Annotated in this window: 18 protein-coding genes; 8 read left to right on the forward strand and 10 right to left on the reverse strand. The window is 73.2% G+C overall.

The window, feature by feature from the left end:
• Nucleotides 1-47 precede the first annotated feature (47 nt).
• Nucleotides 48-620, forward strand: coding sequence for a hypothetical protein (locus ACFWUQ_RS04720; RefSeq protein WP_384532741.1), 573 nt, complete (start codon nt 48-50; stop codon nt 618-620).
• A gap of 46 nt (nt 621-666) precedes the next feature.
• Here the strand turns inward: ACFWUQ_RS04720 and ACFWUQ_RS04725 are convergent, their stop codons facing one another.
• The gene (locus tag ACFWUQ_RS04725; RefSeq protein WP_384532744.1) at nt 667-1,239 is read right to left on the reverse strand and encodes a cob(I)yrinic acid a,c-diamide adenosyltransferase; all 573 of its coding nucleotides are present in this window, start codon (nt 1,237-1,239) and stop codon (nt 667-669) included.
• A 182-nt stretch (nt 1,240-1,421) separates the two neighbouring features.
• Here ACFWUQ_RS04725 and ACFWUQ_RS04730 point away from each other — a divergent pair, with 182 nt between their 5' ends.
• The 3 genes from ACFWUQ_RS04730 (at nt 1,422) to ACFWUQ_RS04740 (ending at nt 5,598) form a co-directional block, all read left to right on the forward strand.
• Nucleotides 1,422-2,270 (forward strand): 3-hydroxyacyl-CoA dehydrogenase family protein, encoded by an 849-nt coding sequence (locus ACFWUQ_RS04730; RefSeq protein WP_384532747.1) that lies wholly within the window; start codon nt 1,422-1,424, stop codon nt 2,268-2,270.
• Between the two features lie 180 nt (nt 2,271-2,450).
• Nucleotides 2,451-2,774 carry an STAS domain-containing protein gene (locus ACFWUQ_RS04735; protein WP_384532750.1) on the forward strand — a complete coding sequence of 108 codons (324 nt, stop codon included), beginning with the start codon at nt 2,451-2,453 and terminating at the stop codon, nt 2,772-2,774.
• 193 nt (nt 2,775-2,967) lie between these two features.
• Nucleotides 2,968-5,598, forward strand: coding sequence for an ATP-binding protein (locus ACFWUQ_RS04740; protein WP_384532753.1), 2,631 nt, complete (start codon nt 2,968-2,970; stop codon nt 5,596-5,598).
• Nucleotides 5,599-5,695: 97 nt separating this feature from the next.
• Here the strand turns inward: ACFWUQ_RS04740 and nucS are convergent, their stop codons facing one another.
• Nucleotides 5,696-6,367: an endonuclease NucS gene (gene nucS, locus ACFWUQ_RS04745; RefSeq protein WP_384532755.1), complete on the reverse strand. Its 672-nt coding sequence runs from the start codon at nt 6,365-6,367 to the stop codon at nt 5,696-5,698.
• A gap of 220 nt (nt 6,368-6,587) precedes the next feature.
• Here nucS and ACFWUQ_RS04750 point away from each other — a divergent pair, with 220 nt between their 5' ends.
• A complete protein-coding gene (locus ACFWUQ_RS04750; protein ID WP_384532758.1) occupies nt 6,588-6,980 on the forward strand; it encodes an SCO5389 family protein in 393 nt (130 codons plus the stop codon).
• On the opposite strand, the gene ACFWUQ_RS04755 is transcribed toward ACFWUQ_RS04750, so the two are convergent.
• On the reverse strand, nt 6,949-8,022 hold the full coding sequence (locus ACFWUQ_RS04755) for an LLM class flavin-dependent oxidoreductase (RefSeq protein WP_384532761.1): 1,074 nt from the start codon (nt 8,020-8,022) through the stop codon (nt 6,949-6,951). The two genes, ACFWUQ_RS04750 and ACFWUQ_RS04755, sit on opposite strands and share 32 nt — an antisense overlap.
• A gap of 230 nt (nt 8,023-8,252) precedes the next feature.
• On the opposite strand from ACFWUQ_RS04755, the gene ACFWUQ_RS04760 reads away from it, so the two are divergent.
• Nucleotides 8,253-8,579 carry an ATP/GTP-binding protein gene (locus ACFWUQ_RS04760; RefSeq protein WP_384532764.1) on the forward strand — a complete coding sequence of 109 codons (327 nt, stop codon included), beginning with the start codon at nt 8,253-8,255 and terminating at the stop codon, nt 8,577-8,579.
• Nucleotides 8,580-8,581: 2 nt separating this feature from the next.
• Here ACFWUQ_RS04760 and ACFWUQ_RS04765 read toward each other — a convergent pair whose 3' ends face one another.
• The 7 genes from ACFWUQ_RS04765 to mce form a co-directional block, all read right to left on the reverse strand.
• Nucleotides 8,582-9,445, reverse strand: coding sequence for an ABC transporter permease (locus tag ACFWUQ_RS04765; RefSeq protein ID WP_384532767.1), 864 nt, complete (start codon nt 9,443-9,445; stop codon nt 8,582-8,584).
• Complete coding sequence (locus ACFWUQ_RS04770; protein ID WP_384532770.1) at nt 9,442-10,557, reverse strand: ABC transporter ATP-binding protein; 1,116 nt, start codon at nt 10,555-10,557, stop codon at nt 9,442-9,444. Before ACFWUQ_RS04770 ends, ACFWUQ_RS04765 begins: the two co-directional genes overlap by 4 nt.
• Before the next feature lie 152 nt (nt 10,558-10,709).
• Entirely contained in the window at nt 10,710-11,486 is a 777-nt protein-coding gene (locus tag ACFWUQ_RS04775; protein WP_384532772.1) for an ABC transporter permease subunit, read from the reverse strand.
• A gap of 2 nt (nt 11,487-11,488) precedes the next feature.
• Entirely contained in the window at nt 11,489-12,493 is a 1,005-nt protein-coding gene (locus ACFWUQ_RS04780; protein WP_384532775.1) for an ABC transporter ATP-binding protein, read from the reverse strand.
• A 101-nt stretch (nt 12,494-12,594) separates the two neighbouring features.
• Nucleotides 12,595-13,533 carry a cellulose-binding protein gene (locus ACFWUQ_RS04785; protein WP_384532778.1) on the reverse strand — a complete coding sequence of 313 codons (939 nt, stop codon included), beginning with the start codon at nt 13,531-13,533 and terminating at the stop codon, nt 12,595-12,597.
• Between the two features lie 194 nt (nt 13,534-13,727).
• On the reverse strand, nt 13,728-18,350 hold the full coding sequence (scy, locus tag ACFWUQ_RS04790) for a polarized growth protein Scy (protein WP_384532780.1): 4,623 nt from the start codon (nt 18,348-18,350) through the stop codon (nt 13,728-13,730).
• Between the two features lie 182 nt (nt 18,351-18,532).
• Nucleotides 18,533-18,961 (reverse strand): methylmalonyl-CoA epimerase, encoded by a 429-nt coding sequence (mce, locus tag ACFWUQ_RS04795; RefSeq protein WP_384532783.1) that lies wholly within the window; start codon nt 18,959-18,961, stop codon nt 18,533-18,535.
• Between the two features lie 135 nt (nt 18,962-19,096).
• Here mce and ACFWUQ_RS04800 point away from each other — a divergent pair, with 135 nt between their 5' ends.
• A complete protein-coding gene (locus ACFWUQ_RS04800) occupies nt 19,097-20,308 on the forward strand; it encodes an acetyl-CoA C-acetyltransferase (protein ID WP_384532786.1) in 1,212 nt (403 codons plus the stop codon).
• Nucleotides 20,309-20,357: 49 nt separating this feature from the next.
• The gene (gene meaB / locus ACFWUQ_RS04805; protein ID WP_384532789.1) at nt 20,358-21,320 is read left to right on the forward strand and encodes a methylmalonyl Co-A mutase-associated GTPase MeaB; all 963 of its coding nucleotides are present in this window, start codon (nt 20,358-20,360) and stop codon (nt 21,318-21,320) included.
• The last annotated feature ends 56 nt before the right edge of the window (nt 21,321-21,376 follow it).

The raw sequence follows: 21,376 nt of genomic DNA on the forward strand, positions 1-21,376 counted from the left end.
ACCCACGGCCGGGGTTCCCCGGACCGACGAACCGAACGGAGTCCCCCGTGATCGTCGCCCTGATCATCGCCTGCGAGGTCGGCTTCTGGGTACTGCTGGCCGCCGGCCTGGCCCTGCGCTACCTGGCGCGCAAGCCCGTGCTGGGGGCGGCGGTCCTGCTGTGCGAGCCGCTGCTGGAGCTGGTGCTGCTGGTCGTCACCACGCTCGACCTCAAGAACGGAGCCGCGCCGGACTGGAAGCACGGCGTCGCCGCGCTGTACCTCGGCTACACGGTCGCCTACGGCCATTACACGATCAAGTGGCTCGACGGGCACGCCGCCCACCGGTTCGCCGGCGGCCCCGCGCCGGCCGGCGCCGGGTACGGCGCGGCGCGGGCGGTCCACGAGTGGAAGCTGTGGGGCCGCACCGTCCTGGCCGCCGCGGTCGCGCTGGGCCTGCTCCAGGCCGCCGTCTGGTACGTCGGCGCCTCGGGCGACACCGACTCCTTGCGGGCGTGGCAGTCCGGGGCGCTGCGCGTGGTCGCGATCCACGCGCTGGTCGCCGTCGCCTACACGGTCTGGCCGAAGAAGGCCCCGGCCGGCGCCGCGGAGCCCGCTCCGCTCGCGAAGACCGAGCGCTGAGGGGCGCGGGCGGGCGCGGTCGGGCGGGCGCGGGCGGGCGCGGCCGCTACCGCTCGCCGCCGGGCACCCACAGCACGTCCCCGACCTCCTTGTTGGCCGTACGGGCCAGGATGAACAGGAGGTCGGACAGACGGTTCAGGTACGTCGCGGTCAGCGGGTTCATCACCTCGCCGTGCACCTCCAGCGCCGCCCAGGTGGAGCGCTCGGCCCGCCGCACCACGGTGCATGCCTGGTGCAGGAGGGCGGCGCCCGGGGCGCCGCCGGGGAGGATGAAGCTGCGGAGCTTCTCCAGCTCCCCGTTGAAGGCGTCGCAGTCCGCCTCCAGCTTGTCCACGTAGAACTGCTCCACCCGCAGCGGCGGGTACTGCGGGTCCTCGACGACCGGAGTGCACAGGTCCGCGCCCACGTCGAAGAGGTCGTTCTGCACGCGGACCAGGACCTTCACGACCTCCTGCGGCAGCGCGCCGAGCGCGATCGCCGTCCCGATGGCCGCGTTGGCCTCGTTCGTGTCGGCGTAGGCGGAGATCCGCAGATCGGTCTTGGCCGTGCGGCTCATGTCGCCGAGGGCGGTCGTGCCCTTGTCGCCGGTACGGGTGTAGATACGCGTGAGGTTCACCATGCGGCCAGGGTAGAGGGGACCAACTGCGGGCCCCCGTCCCCGTGCTGGGCCGTACCGGTGTGATGTCCGTCATCTGAGACGTGACGCGTGTTACTTCGCGGTCACACCGCACCGCCCGGACGCTAGTCTCCGCCGGAGAGAGCTACGAGACTGGGCTGTTTTTTAAGAACGAGGGGTGTGCAGTGGCTGGGAAGCTCGCCGTCATCGGTGCCGGACTGATGGGTTCCGGGATCGCGCAGGTCTCCGCGCAGGCGGGTTGGGACGTCGTGCTGCGCGACGTCACCGACGCCGCCCTGACCCGTGGCACGGACGGCATCAAGGCCTCGTACGACAAGTTCGTCTCCAAGGGCCGGATGACGGCCGAGGACGCGGAGGCCGCCCTCGGGCGGATCACCACCACGACCGACCTCGACGCGGCCGTCGACGTCGACATCGTCGTCGAAGCCGTCTTCGAGAAGATCGAGATCAAGCACGAGATCTTCCGCGCCCTGGACAAGATCGTGCGCGAGGACGCCGTCCTCGCCTCCAACACCTCCGCCATCCCGATCACCAAGATCGCGGCCGCGACGGCCCACCCGGAGCGCGTCGTCGGCGCGCACTTCTTCTCGCCCGTCCCGATGATGCAGCTGTGCGAGCTCGTGCGCGGCTACAAGACCAGCGACGAGACGCTCGCCACCACCCGCGCGTTCGCCGAGTCAGTCGGCAAGACCTGCATCGTCGTCAACCGTGACGTCGCCGGCTTCGTGACGACCCGTCTCATCTCCGCGCTGGTCGTCGAGGCCGCAAAGCTGTACGAATCGGGGGTCGCCTCCGCCGAGGACATCGACACCGCGTGCAAGCTCGGCTTCGGCCACGCGATGGGGCCGCTGGCCACCGCCGACCTGACCGGCGTCGACATCCTGCTGCACGCCACCAGCAACATCTACACCGAGTCGCAGGACGAGAAGTTCGCCCCGCCGGAGCTGATGCGCCGCATGGTGGACGCGGGCGACATCGGCCGCAAGAGCGGCCAGGGCTTCTACACGCACTGAGGCCTGGCCGGACCGGGCCACTGAGCACCACCGTTCGAATTCCCTCACCCGTCGGGGTGAATTAGGTATCGGTTCGCTCACGGTCGGCAACTTCACCGCCCGCGCGGCAGTCAGTTGCAGTGAGAGTTGCCGACCACGGACCAGTCGGACCACACGTACGCAGTACCGCCGGGAGTACACATGCACATCAGGGGCGACCACGCCGAACTCGCTGTCGGGGGCCGCCTCGACGTGCGCAGCGCGGCGGACGCCCGTACGGTCCTCCACTGCGCCCTCGACGACGGCCACGGCGACCTGGTGCTCGACCTCACCGGCCTCGACTCCTGGGACGCCACCGGACTCGGCGTGATCATGGGCGCCCACCGGAGGGCCGGCCGGACCGGGCGGAGGCTCGTCCTGCGCGGCGTGCCGCCCCGGATGCAGCGGCTCCTCGTCGCCACCCGCCTGCACCGCATCCTCGCGATCGAGGGCGGACTGGAAGCGGAGACCCTCCCCAGAGTGTGATCACCGTGTGAGGGCCGTGGCCCCGGTTTCCTGCGGAAACGTAACGGTCCGGTGGTGAAGGCACCCCGGCGGTTCCGGCGCGACCGGCCACGGTCTAGGGTTCGGGCGGAAACCGGACCAGAAGCGACGCGGGTGTGCGAAGGCCGGGCGGTACGACGGCGAGGCGCGCGGCCCGCGATCGGGGGACTTGGTCATGGACCGGACACAGGGGCAGGCCGAACCGGACGAACGGCCCACGGGGCCCTCCACGGCTCCCGCACGCGTCGTCACACTGACCGCGGGCGACTTCACCCTCACCGTCAACCCCGTCGACGGCAGCGAGATCGAGCCGCTGCGGCCCGGTACGAGGACCGGCCGCCCCGCCAAGCGGGACACGGCCGCCCGCAGGGCCCGCAACGCCGCCGCGCGACCGCCCGCGCTGCCCGGCGCCCCGCTGCCCGCCCGCCCGCTGCTGGAGCGGGAGGAGGAGAAGGAGCGGCTCGTCCGGCTGCTGAGCCGGGGACGCTCCGTCCGCCTCACCGGGCCCGCCGGATCCGGCCGCACCTCCCTGCTCGACGCGGTCGCCGCCGCGTGCGAGTCCCTCGCGCCCGACGGCGTCGTACGGCTCAGCGGCCACGGGCAGCAGCAGCCCGTCGAACTGCTCCACGCCCTGTACGCGGCCGTCTACGAGTCCTCGGACGAGCGGCCGGACCGTATCGAGCTGCTCTCCCGGGTCCGCGACATCGGCGCCGTGGTCCTCCTCGACGACCTGGAGATGGGCGGCACCGCCCTCGACGAGCTGCTGCGCGCCACCCCTGAATGCGCCTACCTGCTGGCCACGACCCCCGAGACCAGGGCCCCGTCCGACGACTCGCACCTCGAAGAGGTCTTCCTCGGCGGGCTGGGCAAGGCCGACTGCCTGCTCCTTCTGGAGGCCGGCCTCGGACGGCCGCTCACCGACGCGGAGACCGTCTGGGCGGGGGACCTGCGGTTCGCCTCCGAGGGCCTGCCCCTGCGCTTCGTCCAGGCCGCGGCGCTGCTGCGGCAGCGGGACGAGCTGAACCGCACCGACGAGGACGACGACGAGGAGGAGCCGGGCGTCTTCGAGGAACGCCCGCGCGATGCCGTACAGGTCCCGCTGCCGACGTCGGCCGAGGGCGCGAACCCGGCGGAGCTGCTGGCCTCGCGGGTGAGCGAGTCGGCGCGCGCCGCCCTGCGCATCGCGTGCGCGCTGGGCGGGGAGATGCCGCACCACACGCACCTGCCGGCGCTGGTGGGGGACACCCACGCGGACGCGGCGGTGGCGGAGCTGCTGGCCTGCGGCCTGCTCACGCCGGTCGGCACGCGCTACCGGCTGGCCGCGGGAGTGGCCCGCCGGCTGGAGGAGGCCGGGTACGGGGAGACCGCGCCCGAGGAGGCCCGTACGGCGGCCCGGCACTACGCCTGGTGGACCGGGCACGCCTCGGTGCCCCCGGAGCGGGTCGCGGCGGAGGCGGACGCGGTCCTGGCGGCGCTGACGGGCGCGGACGTGGTGGCGGCGGTGCTGCTGGCGCGGACGGCGGCGCCGGCGTTCGCCGCCGCGCTGCACTGGGAGGCCTGGGAGCGGGTGCTGCGCGCGGGCGCCGAGGCCGCGCGCAAGGCGGGCGAGGTCGCCGAGCAGGCGTACTTCCACCACGAGCTCGGAGTCCTCGCCCTGTGCGAGGGGCGCCTGGACCGCGCCCGGGCCGAGCTGGAGACCTCCACCGGTCTGCGGGGGGCGCTGGCGGACAAGCGGGGCACGGTGGCGGGGCGGCGCGCGCTGGCGCTGGTCGCGGACCGGGAGGCCGCGGAGGTGGCGGTGTCGCCGCCGCTGCGCCTGGAGCCGCCGGCCGTCACGGCGGGCGGCGCGGGGGGCGTTGCGGCGGCCCCCGGCGGCGCCGTGGCCGGGGCCGGCGCGGCGGGTGGCGGTGTTGTCGGCGCCGTCGCGGCGGGCGCGGGCCGGGGTACGGCCGGTGTCACGGGCACGGGCACGGGCACGGGTACGGGTGCGGGCACGGCCAAGCCCGGCGCGGGTACGAATACGGGTACGGGTACGGACAAGCCTGTCGGCGCCCTGGGTGCCGGGGCCGGAGCGGGCGCCGGAGCAGCGGCGGTCGGTGGTGCCGGGACGGGTGCCGGTACCGCAGCCGGGACGGGAATCGGTACCGGAGCGGGTGCGGGCGGGGCCTTTGACGTCGTGACCCGGATTACCCCCGTGGTTCCCGTCACGGGCCGTCCGGTGGCGCCCACGACGCTGTCCGAAGCGTTCGAGGACGCCTTCCCCCTCACACCGAAGAAGCCCTTCCCCGCCGTGGCCGCCACCGTGACCGCGGCGCCCGCGGTCCACGGGCCCGGGACGGGACCCGCGCGGCGCAAGCCGCTGCTGCTGGCGGCCGCCGGGGCGCTGGCCGTGGTGGTCGTGGGCACGGTGGCGGCTCTGGCGATGAGTTCGTCGGAGACCCCGGCCGCGCCGAAGGGTCCGGCGGTGTCCTCGACGCCGTCGCCGGCGGTCCCGCCGCTGCCCGCGAGCACCGGAGGGAACGATCCCGCACCGGTACCGGCCGACTCGCAGGCCCCGGCGGAGCCCCCTGTCACGGAGGAGGGCGTCACGCCGGCCCCGGGTCAGACACGCGCCGGTACCCCCTCGCGCCGGCCCTCCGCGACCCCGTCGAAGTCCACGGCGCCGACATCGCAGGTGCCCGTCCCGTCGACGACCGCGCCCCCGGTGGTCACGCCCACTCCGACGCCGACCGTGGAGCCGACGCCCACCGGGCCGACGGGACCGGGGCCGGGCGATCCGCCGGGGCCGACGGGCGGCGAGGTGTAGTCCGTCCTTCCCGCACCGGGTCCCCGGCCGAACCCCGCGTGGGGCCCGCCGGGACCGGCCGGGGGATCGTGAACCGGAAGAGGACGCGGAAGCGGCCTCAGAAGAGGCGGAGCTTGTCGTCCTCGATGCCGCGCAGGGCGTTGTAGTCGAGGACCACGCAGTCCATTCCGCGGTCCGTCGCGAGGACCTTGGCCTGGGGCTTGATCTCCTGCGCGGCGAACACGCCGCGCACCGGCGCCAGATGGGGGTCCCGGTTGAGGAGCTCCAGGTAGCGGGTCAGCTGCTCCACGCCGTCGATCTCGCCGCGCCGCTTGATCTCGACGGCGACCGTCGCGCCCGAGGCGTCCCGGCACAGGATGTCCACCGGGCCGATCGCGGTCATGTACTCGCGCCGGATCAGCGAGTAGCCCGCGCCGAGCGTCTCGATGCGGTCCGCGAGGAGCTCCTGGAGGTGCGCCTCCACGCCGTCCTTGATCAGACCCGGGTCGATGCCCAGTTCGTGGGAGGAGTCGTGCAGGACTTCCTCCATCGTAATGATGAGTTTCTCGCCTGCCTTGTTGATGACCGTCCACACGCCGGTCTCGTCCCCGCTCCCCTCCTTGAGGGTGCACGGGGGCGACATCCAGTTGAGCGGTTTGTACGCCCGGTCGTCCGCGTGGATCGACACACTGCCGTCGGCCTTCACGAGGATCAGACGGGGTGCGGAGGGCAGATGGGCGGTGAGGCGGCCCGCGTAGTCGACGGAGCAGCGGGCGATGACGAGACGCATGGTCGGCAACGCTACTCGACCGACGGCCCCGCACGCGATTCGCCCCTGAAAGCCCCGTTCGCCGATGGCGCGTTGTATGCGCATTCTCCTGGTGCGGCACCCATGGGGCGCCTACCGTGGTGAGCGGGAGGTTGTCGAGCGTGCACGCAGCGTCGCGACCTCCTTCCCTGCCCGTAAGACTCCGGTCACCCGATCGGCCGGGGTCGCGAGAGGAGAACCCATGTCGCTCGACGTCTCACCGGCCCTACTCGAACAGGCCGAGCGAGGCGAGGTCGACGAAGCCGATTTCGTCGACTGCGTCCGGACCTCCCTGCCCTACGCATGGGAGATGATCAGCTCGCTGGTGGCCCAGTTGAAGGTGGACGGCGGACAGTTCGCCGACAACCAGACGCCGCCGCCCGACGAGCAGGCGCGCGGGCAGCTGCTGCGCGCCCTCGCGAGTGACGCGATACGCGGTGCGCTGCAGCGGCACTTCGGAGTGCGCCTGGCGTTCCAGAACTGCCACCGGGTAGCGGTGTTCCCGCTGGACTCCTCGGTGGACGACCGGCTGGCCAAGTTCACTTCGATCCGCGGTCAGCTGCTCAACCAGTCGCCTCAGATGCGGGACTGCTAGTCCGACGGTCTCGGCCGAGACGGGGCAGGACCTCGGCGCCCAGGCGTCGTACGTTCTCCTCCGTCGCGGCGAGATCGCCGGATCCCTCGGTCAGGAGCGCGAAGCGCGTGATGCCCGTCCGCTCGGAGGTGGCCGCCAGCCGGTCAGCCGCGAGCCTCGGGGTGCCCACCGGGTGAAGGTCGCACAGCAGTTCCGTGTACCCGACCGGATCCCGCATCGCGCGCACGCGGCCGTCCACCGTCACATGGGCGTCCAGGCCCTGCTTGAGCCAGCCCGGCATCGACTTCAGCAGTGTCTCGCGGGCGTCCGCCGTGCGGTCCGCCAGCTGGCACACGCCGGCGGAGACGTGACCGACCCCGGCCAGGTGCTCCCGCGAGTGCCCCGCCGCGAGCGCTTCCCGATGCCACATCGCGACCATCGCGGCCTTGTCCTCGTCCCCGCAGTGCATGCCGAGCAGCATCGCCAGCCCGCGCCGCGCGGCCAGCCGGACCGAGGCGGGAGACGTGCAGGCCACGACGACCTCCGGGCCCGTGCCGTCCCCGTCCAGGGACTCCGACGGCCGCGGTACGACGGCCACCTCGCGGAAGCCGTATCGCTCCCCGGACGCCCCCACCCGTGTCTCGGTCAGCCAGCGCCGCAGCAGGTCCAGGGCCTCCGGGAAGCCGTTCTCGTAGCTGTCCAGACCGCCCCCGAACACCTCCAGGTCGACCCACGGACCGCCGCGGCCGACCCCCAGCGTGAAGCGGCCGCCCGATGTCAGGTGCAGCAGCGCCGTCTGCTCCCCGAGGGCCACCGGATGCGTGCTCGGCAGCACGCTCACCGCCGTCCCCACCCGCAGCCGACGGGTGCGCCCCAGCATCAGGGCCGCCAGGGTCACCGCCGACGGGCAGACCCCGTACGGGACGAAGTGGTGCTCGGCGAGCCACACGGCGTCCAGCCCCGCCTCCTCCGCCACCTCGGCGGTCCGCACCGCCCGGTGCAGTGCCTCGCCCTGTCCCTGGCCCGGGAACTGGGCCGCCAGTACAAATGCTCCTACGCGCATCGCCTTTAGCCTCCTCGCGGCTGACGCGGCCTCCCCCAGGTGGACCGGTACTCCTGATGGCAACAACGTCTGACACGTGCCAAAGGCACGGGCTGACAGGAAAGTTATTGGGATTGTCGTGTCGCCCCGGATCGCCCGGCCGCCCTCCCGTAGACACCCTGCGGGTACCCGGGCCCGCTGCGCGTAGTCTGGGAGAAAGTCACTGCCGCCCGCCCCTCCGTGAGGTATACGTGTCACCGCGCCACAACCGCCCCAGGGGCGGCGAGACTCCGGACGAACGACCGAGCACCGGTCTCGACCGGTACGGGCTTGAGCGCACCGAGGAGTACCAGGGCGAGGAGTGGAAGGTCCGGCACGTCGCGGGCGCGAGCGCGAGGGGCAAGCGCTACCGCTGCCCGGGCTGCGACCAGGAGATCCCCTCCGGCACCCCGCACCTGGTGGCCTGGCCGGAGTACGGCGGCGTGGACGACCGGCGGCACTGGCACAAGGCCTGCTGGAACGCGAAGGACCGCCGCACCTCCCGGGTGCAGCGGTCCCGCAACGCGCCGAAGTACTAGGCCTACACGTCCCGGCGGACGACCGTCACGTAGGAGGCGGCCACGGCGGCGCCGGCGACCAGGGTGATCAGCGTCATGTGGGAGAGGCCGCCGGGCAACGGGTCCATGCCCTCGCCCGTCGGCATGCCGAAGAGCTGCATGAGCGCCACCGGCGCGTTGTACTCGATGACCGCCTGGCCCGCCCGGGCGGTGGCCGACCACGAGCTGAGCACCGCGCCGACGACCGGCGGGAGCGTCACCAGGCCCAGCATCACGGCGATCGCCCCGGCGGAGTGGCGCAGCAGCGCGCCCACGGCCAGGGCGAGCACGCCGAGCAGGGTGACGTAGACGCAGCCGGCCAGCGCGCCGAACCACTCGGACGCCGCGTGGGCCCCGGCGTCGCCGCCGCCGCGGACGAGCGCGCCCGCCAGCCCGACGACGAAGACCGACCCGGCGGTGACGAGGAACGCCGTGGCACTGAAGACGAGGTACTTCGCGGTGAGCACCCGGTGGCGGTCGGGCGCGGCCGTGAACGTGGTGCGGACCAGGCCCGTGGCGTGCTCGGAGGTGATCGTCAGGACGCCGAGGACCATCACGGCGATCTGGCCGATCAGCAGGCCGAAGAGGGCCGGGGTCGTGAAGGAGATCTCCGCGTAGTCCCGGTCCACGGTCTGCGAGATGAAGAGCAGGCCGAAGCCTACGACGGTGGCCACGAGGGCGCCCAGCGTCCACAGGGTGGAGCGGACCGACACCATCTTGGTCCACTCCGAGGCCACGGCGTGCCCCAGGTGCGGGCGGGGGTTGGGCAGCGGCGAGGTGTAGTCCCGCGCCGGCTCGCCGGCCGCCGCGCGGGCCTGCGGTGCGGCGGCGGGCCGGGGGCCGGTCATCGGGAGTCCTCCGGGTTGGTCTTGGCGCTCCCGGCGAGTTCGCCGGGGTCGCTGGGCATGAGGAAGGGCCGCCCGCCGGAGCCGGGCGGAGGGGGCGCGTAGAAGCCGGCCCGGGGCACCTCCGGCGCCGGGGCCTCGTCCTCCCACGCCGGGAGGGCCAGGGGCTCCGGCTCCCAGAGCTCGGCCCTCGGGTCGTCGGTGGAGGTGTACTCGACGGAGGACTGCGTCATCCGCATGTACGCCTCCTCCAGCGAGGCGCGGTGCGGTGACAGCTCCCACAGCCGTACGCCGGCCTCGTGGGCGAGCTCCGAGATGCGCGGGAGGTCCAGTCCGGTCACGCGCAGTGCCCCGTCGGGCTCCTGGAGGACCCGGCCGCCGGCCTGGGTGAGCGCCGTACCCAGTGCGTCCCGGCCACCGGGGCCGGTGTCGGCCGCGCGCACCCGAGCGAATCCGGCCGAGTTGTGCGTGATGAAGTCCTGCGTGCCCATGTCGGCCAGCAGCCGGCCCCGGCCGATCACGATCAGGTGGTCGGCGGTGAGCGCCATCTCGCTCATCAGGTGCGAGGAGACGAAGACGGTACGCCCCTCGGCGGCGAGCCGGCGCATGAGGTTGCGGACCCAGAGGATGCCCTCGGGGTCGAGTCCGTTGACCGGTTCGTCGAACAGCAGTACCTGCGGGTCGCCGAGCAGGGCGGTGGCGATGCCGAGCCGCTGGCCCATTCCGAGCGAGAAGCCCTTCGCGCGCTGCCGGGCCACGTCCTGGAGGCCGACGACGGCCAGTACCTCGTCCACCCGCCGCTCCGGGATGCCGGAGAGCTGGGCGACGGAGAGCAGGTGGGTGCGGGCGCGGCGGCCGCCGTGCACGGCCTTGGCGTCGAGCAGGGCCCCGACGTGCCGCTGGGCGTTCGGCAGCTCCCGGAAGGGGCGGCCGTTGATCGTGACCCGGCCGGAGGTGGGCCGGTCCAGGCCGAGGATCATGCGCATGGTGGTGGACTTCCCGGAGCCGTTGGGCCCCAGGAATCCGGTGACGTGTCCGGGCCTGACCTGGAAGGACAGCTGGTCGACAGCGGTCTTCGCGCCGAAGCGCTTGGTCAGGCCGACTGCCTCGATCATCTTGCTGCCCCTTGCCAGGCCGGGACGACTCTCGCCCGCGTAAGGGTTAAGAGGATAACGAGTCTCCTACGGTTCCGCCCCGGGCCGGATCCCTGAGGAACCCCTGAACCCGACCCGGGGATCACCCGTAGTACGTCAGGAGGACGGGGCTGTCAGGCGTCCCTCTTCTTGAGGACGATGTAGCCCCCGAGCACGGCGGCCAGGGCCCACAGCGCCATGATGCCGAAGCCTCCCCACGGCCCGTAGGGGGTCTCGGCGCTGTCCATGGCCCCGGGCACCACCTGCATGATCTTGGCGCCCGCCTGGTCGGGGAAGTACTGGGCCACCTTGCGGGTGGCGCTGACCGCCCCGAGGATGTTCGAGACCAGGAAGAAGAACGGCATCAGGATGCCGAGCGCCAGCATCGAGCTGCGCAGCATGGCCGTGACGCCCATGGAGAACAGGGCGATCAGCGCCATGTACAGGCCGGCGCCGATCACGGCGCGCAGGACGTTGTCCTCGCCGATGCCGATGCTGCGGTCGCCCAGGATGGCCTGGCCGAGGAAGAAGGACAGGAAGCTGGTCGCCAGACCCACGACCAGGGCCAGTCCGGTGGCCACGATCAGCTTGCCGAACAGCAGGCTCGCGCGCTTGGGTACGGCGGCCAGCGAGGTGCGGATCATGCCGGAGCTGTACTCGGTGCCGACGACCAGCACACCGAAGACGATCATCGCCAGCTGGCCGAGGCTCATACCGGCGAAGCTGGCCAGGGTCGGGTCGAAGGTGGCCTGCTGCTCCGCCGGCATGTCGTTGAAGGCGGCGTTGAAGAAGGCGCACAGCGCGGCGCTGATCCCGACCGTGACCACCAGGGCGGAGACCAGGGTCCAGGTCGTGGAGGCGACGGTGCGGATCTTGGTCCACTCGGACTTGAGGACTGCGGGGAAGGACATGGTCACTCGCCGCCCTTGCGCACCGCGTCGTGGCCGGCGCCCCAGGCGGGGACGTCGGCGGGCCGGGCCGGATTGTCCGGGGCCGTGCCCGGCGCGCCCGGCGCGTGGGCGTGGTACTCGACGGAGTCCGCCGTCATGCGCATGAACGCTTCCTCCAGTGACGCCCGTTGCGGGCTGAGTTCGTGCAGCACGATCTGGTGCTGGGCGGCCAGCTCGCCGAGCTGCTCGGGGCCCACGCCGTCGATCTCCAGCGCGCCGGTGGCCGGGACGCTGATGGCGGCGATGCCGGCCTCGTGCAGGACGTCCTTGAGCCGTTCCTGCTGCGGCGAGCGGAGCCGGACATAGCTGCGCGAGTTCTGCTGGATGAAATCAGCCATGGACAGGTCTGCCAGCAGCTTTCCCTGGCCGATGACGACCAAATGGTCTGCCGTCAGAGCCATTTCGCTCATCAGATGGGAGGAGACGAAGATCGTCCTACCCTCCGACGCGAGCCCCTTCATAAGATTGCGGATCCAGAGAATTCCCTCCGGGTCCAGACCATTGACGGGTTCGTCGAACATCAGGATCTCCGGATCGCCGAGCAGCGCGGAGGCGATTCCCAGCCTCTGCCCCATGCCCAGCGAAAATCCTTTCGACTTCTTCTTCGCCACGGCCGTCAGTCCGACCAGGTCCAGCACCTCGGAGACCCGGCTCTCCGGGATCCGGTTCGACTGGGCAAGGCAGAGCAGGTTGTTGTATGCGCTGCGGCCGCCGTTCATGGCTTTCGCGTCGAGCAGCGCTCCGATGTACTTCAGTGGCTCCGGCAGGTCCCGGTAGTGCTTGCCGTCGATCCGGACCGTCCCGCTGGTCGGGTTGTCGAGGTCGAGCATCATGCGCATGGTCGTGGACTTCCCGGCCCCGTTGGGGCCGAGGAAGCCGGTCACCACCCCCGGTCTGACCTGGAAGCTGAGGTTGTCCACGGCGGTCTTCGCGCCGAATCGTTTGGTAAGGCCCTCAAGCTCGATCATGCGGGCCACGCTAGAGCGCCGAAGGGCCGTACGCCACCTCAAACAGGTGACATACGGCCCTCGTCCGCCGGTTTCGCTACCAGCGAGTAGAAATCGGGGTACTAGCGGCTCTGCTGCGCCGGGACACCGCGCGAGACCGGCTCGTCGTCGACGATCGGGTTGGCCGCCGCGACGGCCGCACCGGTCAGGGTGGCCAGCATCTCGCGGACGTTGGTCAGCTGCGCGTTGATCGAGTCGCGGCGGTTGGTGAGCGCCGCCAGCTCGCGCTCGGACTCGCTGCGGATGCGGTCGGCCTTCGCGTTGGCGTCGGCGACGATGTCCTCGGCCTGGCGCTGCGCGGTCTCGACCGTCTGGCGGGCGCGGCGCTCCGCGTCCGTGCGCAGCTTCTCGGCCTCCAGGCGCAGCTGCTCCGCGCGGTGCTCGATCTCCGCGAGGCGCTTCTCCGCCTTGGCCTGACGCGAGGCCAGGTCGCGCTCGGACTGCTCACGGCGCTTGGCCAGGTTGGTCTCGAAGTCCGCTGCGGCCTGGGCGGCCTTGGCGCGGGTCTCCTCGAACAGCGCGTCGGCCTCCTCGCGCTTGGAGGCGGCGTCCTTCTGGGCCTCGGAGCGCAGGGTGGTGGCGTCGCCCTTCGCCTTCTCGACGATGCGGACGCCCTCGTCCTCCGCCTTCGTCTTGCGGTCCGCCGCGAAGGACTCGGCGTCGTTGCGCACCTGCTGCGCCGCCGACTCGGCGAGCTCGCGGTGCTGCTCGGCCGCGCGACGGGCCTCCTCGCGGAGGTCCTTCGCCTCCTCCTCCGCGAGACGCAGGATCTTCTCGACCCGGGCGCCCAGACCGGCGTACGACGGCTCGGCGTCGCTCACCTGTGCCTGGGCGTTCTGCGTTTCGAGGTGCAACTCCTCGATGCGCTTTTCCAGAGAGTTGATACGTCCAAGGGCGCTGTCGCGGTCGGAGACCAGCTTGGTAATGCGGTCGTCCACCTGACCGCGGTCGTAACCACGCCGCACGAGCTCGAAGCCGAAGGGGGAGGAAGTGTCGCTCATGGGGTTCCTGTCGAATGAGACCGATGAGGTGCTACGTGAGGTGTTGAGGCGATCCTAGGCGCCCGGGCGGCGTGTCATCGAGTCAATCCGCGTTTGATCTGGACAATGAGACCCCTTTCGAGTGGCAAGGCGGCAGAATGCTTGTCACTCGTTCGCCTGAACCTCTATCAGGAGCACACATCCCTGTGTGCTGACTACCCCTCTGACGTCTTACCACCCGAACGAGTGGAACCCGCCGCCGCGCCGGCCTTCACGCCCCCCGCGCCCTGGCCGCCGACCGAGGGCTTTCCGCCGCCCGTGGGCGCCTCGAATGACTCCAACGCCTCAAGAACGTCCTGGACACGGGAGATCTCCGCCTGAATGTCCTCGCGCCTGCGCACCAGGACCTCCAGCTCACGGCGGCCCTCCTCGACGAGGCGTTCGGCCTCGGCCCTGGCCTCGGCGAGCGCGCCCTCCGCCACCCGGACCAGCTCGGCCTTCTTCTGCTCGGCCTCCTTGAGCAGCGCCTCGGCCTTGCGGACCGCGGCGATGCGCACCTTGCTCGCCTCGCTGCTCGCGTCCGACACCAGCGCCTTGGCCTTCGCCTCGGCCTCGACGCTCTGCTCGGTCGCCGCCCGCACCAGCTTGTCCACGCGCTCGCCGGCCGACTTCATCTGCTCGGCCGACTCCCGGCGGGCCCGCTCGTGCAGCTCCTCGACCTCCGCCTCCACGCGGCCGCGCAGCTCCTCCGCCCGCTCCCTTATGGCCGCGGCGTCCGTGCGCGCGCCGACCAGCAGCTCGTCCGCGTCCGTACGGGCCTTCTCCACCGCGGAGTTGCCCTCGACGGTCGCCTCGGACGTGATCCGCGCGGCCTCCTTGCGCGCCGCGTCGACCATCGCGTCGGCCTGCTCCTCGGCCGCCGTCGTGGCGGCGAGGGCCTGCGCCCGCGCGTCGGCCGTGAGCTTGTCGGCCTCCGAAGCGGCCTCGGTGATGAGTCGGTCGACCTGCTCGGCAGCCTCGCTGCGACGCTTGTTGGCCTCCTCGCGGGCCTCGTCCAGCAGCCGCTCGGACTCCGCGCGGGCCTGCGCACGGATGCGCTCCGCCTCGGTCGCCGCCTCGGCCTTGACCCGCTCGGCCTCGGACCGGGTACGCGTCGCGTGCTCCTGCGCCGAGGACAGCGCCTCCGTCGCCTCCGCGCGCAGCCGCTCGGCCTCGCCGGCCGCCTCGCCGACGGTGCGCTCGTTGTCCTTGCGGGTCTTCTCGGTGAGCTTGTCGGCTTCCGCGGCGGCGCCGGTGATGAGCCGGTCGGCCTGTTCGGCCGCCTCGGTCCGCAGCCGGTTGGCCTCGGAACGCGCCTCGTCCAGGCTCCGCTCCGACTCCCGTTCGGCGCTCGCCAGGGTCTCGTTGGCCGCGACCGTGACGCGGTCCGCCTCCGCGGTGGCCTCGCCGATGATCCGGCCGCCCTCCGCGCGGGCCTCGTCCAGGGCCCGCGCCGCGTCCGCGCGCAGCCGCTCGGCCTCGGCCGCCGCCTCGCCGACGGTGCGCTCGTTGGCCGCGCGGGTCTCCTCGACCAGCCGGTCGCCCTCGGTACGCGAATCGATGATGATCTTCGCGGCGTCCCGCTCGGCCCCGGCCAGGGTCTCGGCCGCCTGCGCGGTGAGCGCCCGCGCCTCGGCCCGCGCGCTCTCCAGGGTCCGGGCCGCCTCGGCGGCCAGCCGTTCCGCCTCCGCCGCCGCCTCGCCCACGGTGGCGGCGTTGGCGGCGCGGGTCTCCTCGATGAGCCGGTCCGCCTCCGCGGCGGCCTCGGTGACGAGCCGGTCGGCCTGCTCCGCGGCCTCGGTACGCAGCCGGTTGCCCTCGGACCGGGCCTCGTCCAGCGTGCCGGCCGCCTCGGCGCGGGCGGCCTCGGCGGCCTCCGCCGCCTCGGCGGTGAGCCGCTGCGCCTCGGCCTCGGCCTCGGCGACCGTCGCGGCGTTCGCCGCGCGGGTCTCCTCGGTGAGCCGGTCCGCCTCCGCGGTGGCCGTGGCGACGACCCGCTCGGCCTCCCGCACGGCGTCCGTACGGATCTGCGCGCCCTCGGCGCGGGACGCCTCCAGCGCCTCCGCCGCCTCGCCGCGGATGCGGTTGGCGTCGTCACGGGCGTCCGCGCGGGTCCGCGTCGCGTCCCGCTCGGACGCGGCCAGCGCGTCCGTGGCCTCCGTACGCACCCGCTGCGCGTACTCGGCGGTGTCGGAGCGCAACTGCTCCGCCTCGGCGATCGCGTCGCCGACGGTGCGCTCGGCCAGAGCCTTCGCCGCGTCCGTCTCGGCGCGCGCCTCGCTGCGGACCCGCTGGGCGTCCTCGGCGGCGCGCTCGCGCTCCGCGTGGGCGTCGCCGCGGACCCGCTCGGCCTCCTCCTCGGCCTCGGTCCGCGTCCGCTGCGCCGCGTGTTCGGCGGCGCTGCGCAGTCCGGCGACCTCCTCCTCGGCCTGCTCGTGCAGCCCGGCGACGGAGTCCCGTACCTGCTGGGCGGTGGCCTCGGCCGCCGACACCAGCTCCGACGCGCGCCGTTCGGCCTCCTCGGTCAGGCGGGCCGCCTCGGCCTGCGCCTCCTCGGAGCGCTTGCGGGCCGCGGCCAGCAGCTCCTCGCTCTCCTCGCGGGCCTGGGCCCGCTCCTGCTCCGCCTCGGTCCGGGCGGACGACAGCGTCTCCTCGGACTCCCGGCGGCGGCGCGCGGCCTCCTCGGCGGCCGCGGACAGCGCCTCGGCGGCCTCCGCGGCGACCCGCTCGGCCGCCGCCTTCGCCTCGGCGCGCAGCCGGTCGGCGGTCTCCTGCGCCTCCGTACGGACCCGCTCGGCCTCGGCCTCGGCCTCGCCGCGCAGTCGTACGGCGGCCTGCTCGGCCTCCGCGCGCACCCGCCCGGCGTCCTCGGCGGCCTCCGTGCGCAGCTGTTCGGCCTCGGCCTCGGACTGCGCCCGGAGACCGCGGATCCGCTCCGCCGCCTCGGCGCGCAGCCGGTCGTTCTCCTCGCCGGTCTCGCGGCGGATGCCCTCCGCGGCCGCGCGGGCGTCGCGCAGCGTCTGCTCGGCCGTGCCCAGCCGGCTTTCGGCCTCCGTGTGCAGCCGGACGAGCTCCTCGTCGGCCTCCGCCCGCTTGGCGGCGAGCGCCTGCTCGGTCTCCTCGCGCCGGGCACGGGCCGCGGCGTCGGCCTCGGCCCGTACGGCCTCGGCCCGCTCCTCGGCCTCGGCGCGCAGCCGCTCGGCCTCGGCGCGGGTGCGCTCCAGCGTCTCCTCGGCCTGCTTGCGCAGGGTGGTCGCCCGCTCGACGGCCTCGGCGCGGACCCGCTCGCTCTCGGCGCTCGCCCCGCCGCGCAGCTCGTCCGCGTCCGCCTTGGCCTTGCCGAGGAGCTCCTCGGCGGTCCGGGCGGCCTCCTCGATCTGCTGGACCGCCTCGCGGCGGGCCTCGCCGCGGATCCGCTCGCCCTCGGCGACGGCCTCCGCCCGCAGCTGCTCGGCCTCGCCGCGCAGCCGCCGTGCCTCCGACTGGAGTTCCACGGTGCGGGCCCGGTACTCCTCGGTGTCGTCCTTCGCGGCGCCCTTGAGCTCGTCGGCCGTCGCCGCCGCCTGGAGCCGCAGCCGCTCGGCCTCGCTCTCGGCCTCGCGGCGGATCCGCTCGGCCTCCTCGGACGCCGCGCGGGTGGTGGCGCGGGCGTCCTGCGACGCCTTGTTCAGTACGTCCTCGGCGGTGCGGGCCGCCTTCGCCAGCTGCGCCGCCGTGTCCTCGGCGGCGGCCGTACGGGCCCGCTCGCCGGCCTCGGTGCGCAGCCGCTCCGCCTCCGCGCGGGCGTCGGCCAGGGCCTGCTCCGCCTCGGTCTTGAGGGCCTCGGTCTCCTTGGTGGCCTCGCCGACCAGCCGGGCGACCTGCTCCTTGGCGGTCCGGGTGCGCTGCTCGTTGACGGACTCGGCGGAGGCCAGCTGCCGGGCGGCGCTCTCCTTCGCCTCCGCGAGCAGCTTCTCGGCCGCGGCGCGGGCCTCGCGCAGGGCGGCGTCCGCCTCCTGCACGCGGGACTCCGCGACCCGGCCCAGGTCCATGGTCTGCTGCCGGGTCTGCTCGGCCTCGGCGGAGGTGGTGGACCGCAGCCGCTCGGCGTGCTCGGTGGCCTCCTGGGCCTGCGCGGAGGCGGCGGTCAGCAGCCGCTCGGCCTCCTTGCGGGCCCGCAGCAGGGTGGCCTCGGTCTCCGCGCGGGCGGCCTCGGCCTCGGCGGCCATCCGGCGCCGGGTCTCCTCGGCGACCCGGGCGGCCTCGGCGCGCGCGGCGTTCAGGGACTGTTCGGCCTCGGCGCGGGACTCCTCCATGAGCCGGCGCGCCTGGGACTCCGTACGGGCGCGCAGTTGCTCCGCCCAGGCCACGTTCTCGTTGACGTGGGCCTCGACGGTCTGGCGGCGCTCGTTGAGCTCCTGGTCCAGGCGCTGGCGGCGGTTGACGGCCTCGGCGTGCAGTTCGGCCTGCAGGCGCGCCTGGTGCTCGGCGTGCTCCTGGAGGATGCGCTGGGTCTGGGCACGGGCGTCACGCAGCTCGCGCTCGGCGTCGGAGCGCATCTGGTCGGCCTGGATCTGGGCATTGCGGAGCAGCTGCTCCGCCTGGTAGCCCATGTCCGCGCCGTCGTAGGCGGGGCGGGACGCCAGGCTGCGGCGTACCTCGTGGAGCTTGGCGCGCAGCACCTCGACCTGGTATCCCAGGTCCTCAGCGTGCTGGACGGCCTTCCCGCGCTCCTTCTTCAGCCGCTCCATCTCGGCCTCGAAGCGCGACAGGTGGTCGGCCTCGGCCTGATGGCTCTCCTGGCTTTCGTAGCCCCGCACAGCGCGGTCCCATCCGTCCCCTGGTCGCAAGCTCACTCCCAATTGAGCATCGCTCGCCCGCTGAACGACGCCCCCGGGGGAATGGTGTCAGATACCGGGGCAGGGGTCACAGGCCCCGACCCCGTCTCCGCACCGAACCCCGGCCGAGCCATGGCCACTCTACCGGCCGGGGAATCGGGCCATCAGTGCTGCGGGTCGGCCGTGACCAGTTCGGTGAGGACCCCGTGGCAGTCCTTGGGGTGCAGGAAGGTGATCGAGGACCCCATGGAGCCGGTCCGGGGCTGGTCGTAGAGGACGCGGACGCCCTTGCCGCGGATGGCCTCCGAGTCGCCGAGGACGTCCTCGGTGCCGAAGGCGATGTGGTGGACCCCCTCGCCGTTCTTGGCCAGCCACTTGCCCACCGCGGAGTCCCCGCGGGTGGGCTCCAGGAGCTGGATGTAGGAGGCGCCGCCGTCGGACGTCCCATTGATCTTCAACATGGCCTCGCGAACGCCCTGCTCCTCGTTGACCTCGGAGTGGAACACCTCGAAGCCGTACGTGGCACGGTAGAACTCGACGGTCCTGTCGAGGTCGAAGCAGGCGATCCCGATGTGGTCGATTCTTGTCAGCATGGGTCCAGTGCACCGCTCCGGAGGGTGGTCACGCAACGTGCGCGCGATCACACCGACTGCCCGGTGACCGCTGGGGTACCGCTCAGTACATTGACGTAAACCCTCGTTCACTCCTCATCCAAGGGGCCGTGCCTCATGTCCGGATCGAACAACACCACTTCAGTGATCGTCGCCGGGGCCCGCACGCCCATGGGGCGCCTCCTCGGCTCGCTGAAGTCCTTCTCGGGTGCCGACCTCGGCGGTTTCGCCATCAAGTCCGCGCTGGACCGGGCCGGTATCTCCGGCGACCAGGTGCAGTACGTGATCATGGGCCAGGTCCTCCAGGCCGGTGCGGGCCAGATCCCGGCCCGCCAGGCGGCGGTCAAGGCCGGCATCCCGATGAACGTGCCCGCCCTGACGATCAACAAGGTGTGCCTGTCGGGCCTGGACGCGATCGCCCTGGCGGACCAGCTGATCCGCGCCGGCGAGTTCGACATCGTGGTCGCGGGCGGCCAGGAGTCCATGACCAACGCCCCGCACCTGCTGCCCAAGTCGCGCGAGGGCTACAAGTACGGGGCCGTCGAGATGCTCGACGCGATGGCCTACGACGGCCTCACGGACGCCTTCGAGAACATCGCGATGGGCGAGTCCACCGAGAAGCACAACACCCGCCTGGGCATCGAGCGCGCCCCGCAGGACGAGTTCGCCGCCGCCTCCCACCAGAGGGCCGCGGCCGCGCAGAAGAACGGCGTCTTCGAGGCCGAGATCACCCCGGTCGAGATCCCCCAGCGCAAGGGCGACCCGGTCGTCTTCTCGATGGACGAGGGCATCCGCCCGGAGACCACCGCGGAGTCCCTCGGCAAGCTGCGCCCGGCCTTCGCGAAGGACGGCACCATCACCGCCGGCACCTCCTCGCAGATCAGCGACGGCGCCGCCGCCGTGGTCGTGATGAGCAAGGCCAAGGCCGAGGAGCTCGGCCTGGAGTGGCTCGCCGAGATCGGCGCCCACGGCAACGTGGCCGGACCGGACAACTCGCTCCAGTCGCAGCCGTCCAACGCGATCCGGCACGCACTGGCGAAGGACGGGCTGGACGTCTCCGACCTGGACCTCATCGAGATCAACGAGGCTTTCGCGGCGGTCGCCGTGCAGTCAATGAAGGACCTCGGTGTGACCCCGGAAAAGGTGAACGTCAACGGCGGCGCCATCGCCCTGGGCCACCCGATCGGCATGTCCGGCGCCCGCGTGGTCCTGCACCTGGCCCTGGAGCTCAAGCGGCGCGGCGGCGGCGTCGGCGCGGCCGCGCTGTGCGGCGGCGGCGGCCAGGGCGACGCGCTGATCGTGCGCGTGCCGGGCACCCAGGCCCCGTAGCCGTACCGACCGCACCCGTACCGTACGAGAACCGAGGAGCGCAGCACGTATGACGGCGGTGGACGTCCCCCAGCTGGTGGCCCAGGCGCGCGAGGGCCGGCCCAGGGCGGTGGCCCGGCTGATCTCACTGGTCGAGGGGGCGTCCCCGCAGCTGCGCGAGGTGATGGCGGCGCTGGCGCCGCTGACGGGCGGGGCGTACGTGGTGGGCCTGACGGGGTCGCCGGGCGTCGGCAAGTCGACCTCGACCTCGGCGCTGGTCTCCGCGTACCGCAAGGCCGGCAAGCGGGTCGGGGTCCTCGCCGTCGACCCGTCCTCGCCCTTCTCGGGCGGGGCGCTCCTCGGTGACCGGGTGCGCATGTCGGACCACGCCTCGGACCCCGGGGTGTACATCCGCTCCATGGCCACCCGGGGGCACCTGGGCGGGCTGGCGTGGGCCGCCCCGCAGGCGATCCGGGTGCTGGACGCGGCCGGCTGCGAGGTGATCCTGGTCGAGACGGTCGGTGTCGGGCAGTCGGAGGTGGAGATCGCCTCCCAGGCCGACACCTCGGTGGTGCTGCTGGCGCCCGGGATGGGCGACGGGATCCAGGCCGCGAAGGCGGGCATCCTGGAGATCGGCGACGTGTACGTGGTGAACAAGGCGGACCGCGACGGCGCCGACGCCACCGCCCGGGAGCTGAACCACATGCTGGGCCTGGGGGAGTCCCGCGGCGCCGGGGACTGGCGGCCGCCGATCGTGAAGACGGTGGCCGCGCGGGCCCAGGGCATCGACGAACTGGTCGAGGCCCTGGAGAAGCACCGGGCCTGGATGGACGAGCGTGGCGTGCTCGCCGAACGGCGCACGGCCCGGGCGGCGCGGGAGGTCGAGACGATCGCCGTGACGGCGCTGCGGGCGCGGATGGCGGACCTGCGCGGGGACGCGCACCTCGACGCGCTGGCCGCCAGGGTCGCCGTCGGCGAGCTGGACCCGTACGCCGCCGCGGACGCGCTGCTCGCGACGCTGACGGAGGCCTGAGGGCGGGGCCGGGCCGGCGCCGGCGGGCGGGGGCGGGACCGGCGCTCGGCCGGCCT

The sequence above is a fragment of the Streptomyces sp. NPDC058662 genome, assembly GCF_042716255.1.
GTDB lineage: Bacteria > Actinomycetota > Actinomycetes > Streptomycetales > Streptomycetaceae > Streptomyces.

What these genes read in the sequence shown, in the direction of transcription:
- ACFWUQ_RS04725 (WP_384532744.1), bottom strand. Translation starts at nt 1,239, where the DNA reads ATGGTGAACCTCACGCGTATCTACACCCGTACCGGCGACAAGGGCACG.
- ACFWUQ_RS04735 (WP_384532750.1), top strand. Translation starts at nt 2,451, where the DNA reads ATGCACATCAGGGGCGACCACGCCGAACTCGCTGTCGGGGGCCGCCTC.
- ACFWUQ_RS04740 (WP_384532753.1), top strand. Translation starts at nt 2,968, where the DNA reads ATGGACCGGACACAGGGGCAGGCCGAACCGGACGAACGGCCCACGGGG.
- nucS (WP_384532755.1), bottom strand. Translation starts at nt 6,367, where the DNA reads ATGCGTCTCGTCATCGCCCGCTGCTCCGTCGACTACGCGGGCCGCCTC.
- ACFWUQ_RS04750 (WP_384532758.1), top strand. Translation starts at nt 6,588, where the DNA reads ATGTCGCTCGACGTCTCACCGGCCCTACTCGAACAGGCCGAGCGAGGC.
- ACFWUQ_RS04755 (WP_384532761.1), bottom strand. Translation starts at nt 8,022, where the DNA reads ATGCGCGTAGGAGCATTTGTACTGGCGGCCCAGTTCCCGGGCCAGGGA.
- ACFWUQ_RS04765 (WP_384532767.1), bottom strand. Translation starts at nt 9,445, where the DNA reads ATGACCGGCCCCCGGCCCGCCGCCGCACCGCAGGCCCGCGCGGCGGCC.
- ACFWUQ_RS04770 (WP_384532770.1), bottom strand. Translation starts at nt 10,557, where the DNA reads ATGATCGAGGCAGTCGGCCTGACCAAGCGCTTCGGCGCGAAGACCGCT.
- ACFWUQ_RS04775 (WP_384532772.1), bottom strand. Translation starts at nt 11,486, where the DNA reads ATGTCCTTCCCCGCAGTCCTCAAGTCCGAGTGGACCAAGATCCGCACC.
- ACFWUQ_RS04780 (WP_384532775.1), bottom strand. Translation starts at nt 12,493, where the DNA reads ATGATCGAGCTTGAGGGCCTTACCAAACGATTCGGCGCGAAGACCGCC.
- ACFWUQ_RS04785 (WP_384532778.1), bottom strand. Translation starts at nt 13,533, where the DNA reads ATGAGCGACACTTCCTCCCCCTTCGGCTTCGAGCTCGTGCGGCGTGGT.
- mce (WP_384532783.1), bottom strand. Translation starts at nt 18,961, where the DNA reads ATGCTGACAAGAATCGACCACATCGGGATCGCCTGCTTCGACCTCGAC.
- ACFWUQ_RS04800 (WP_384532786.1), top strand. Translation starts at nt 19,097, where the DNA reads ATGTCCGGATCGAACAACACCACTTCAGTGATCGTCGCCGGGGCCCGC.
- meaB (WP_384532789.1), top strand. Translation starts at nt 20,358, where the DNA reads ATGACGGCGGTGGACGTCCCCCAGCTGGTGGCCCAGGCGCGCGAGGGC.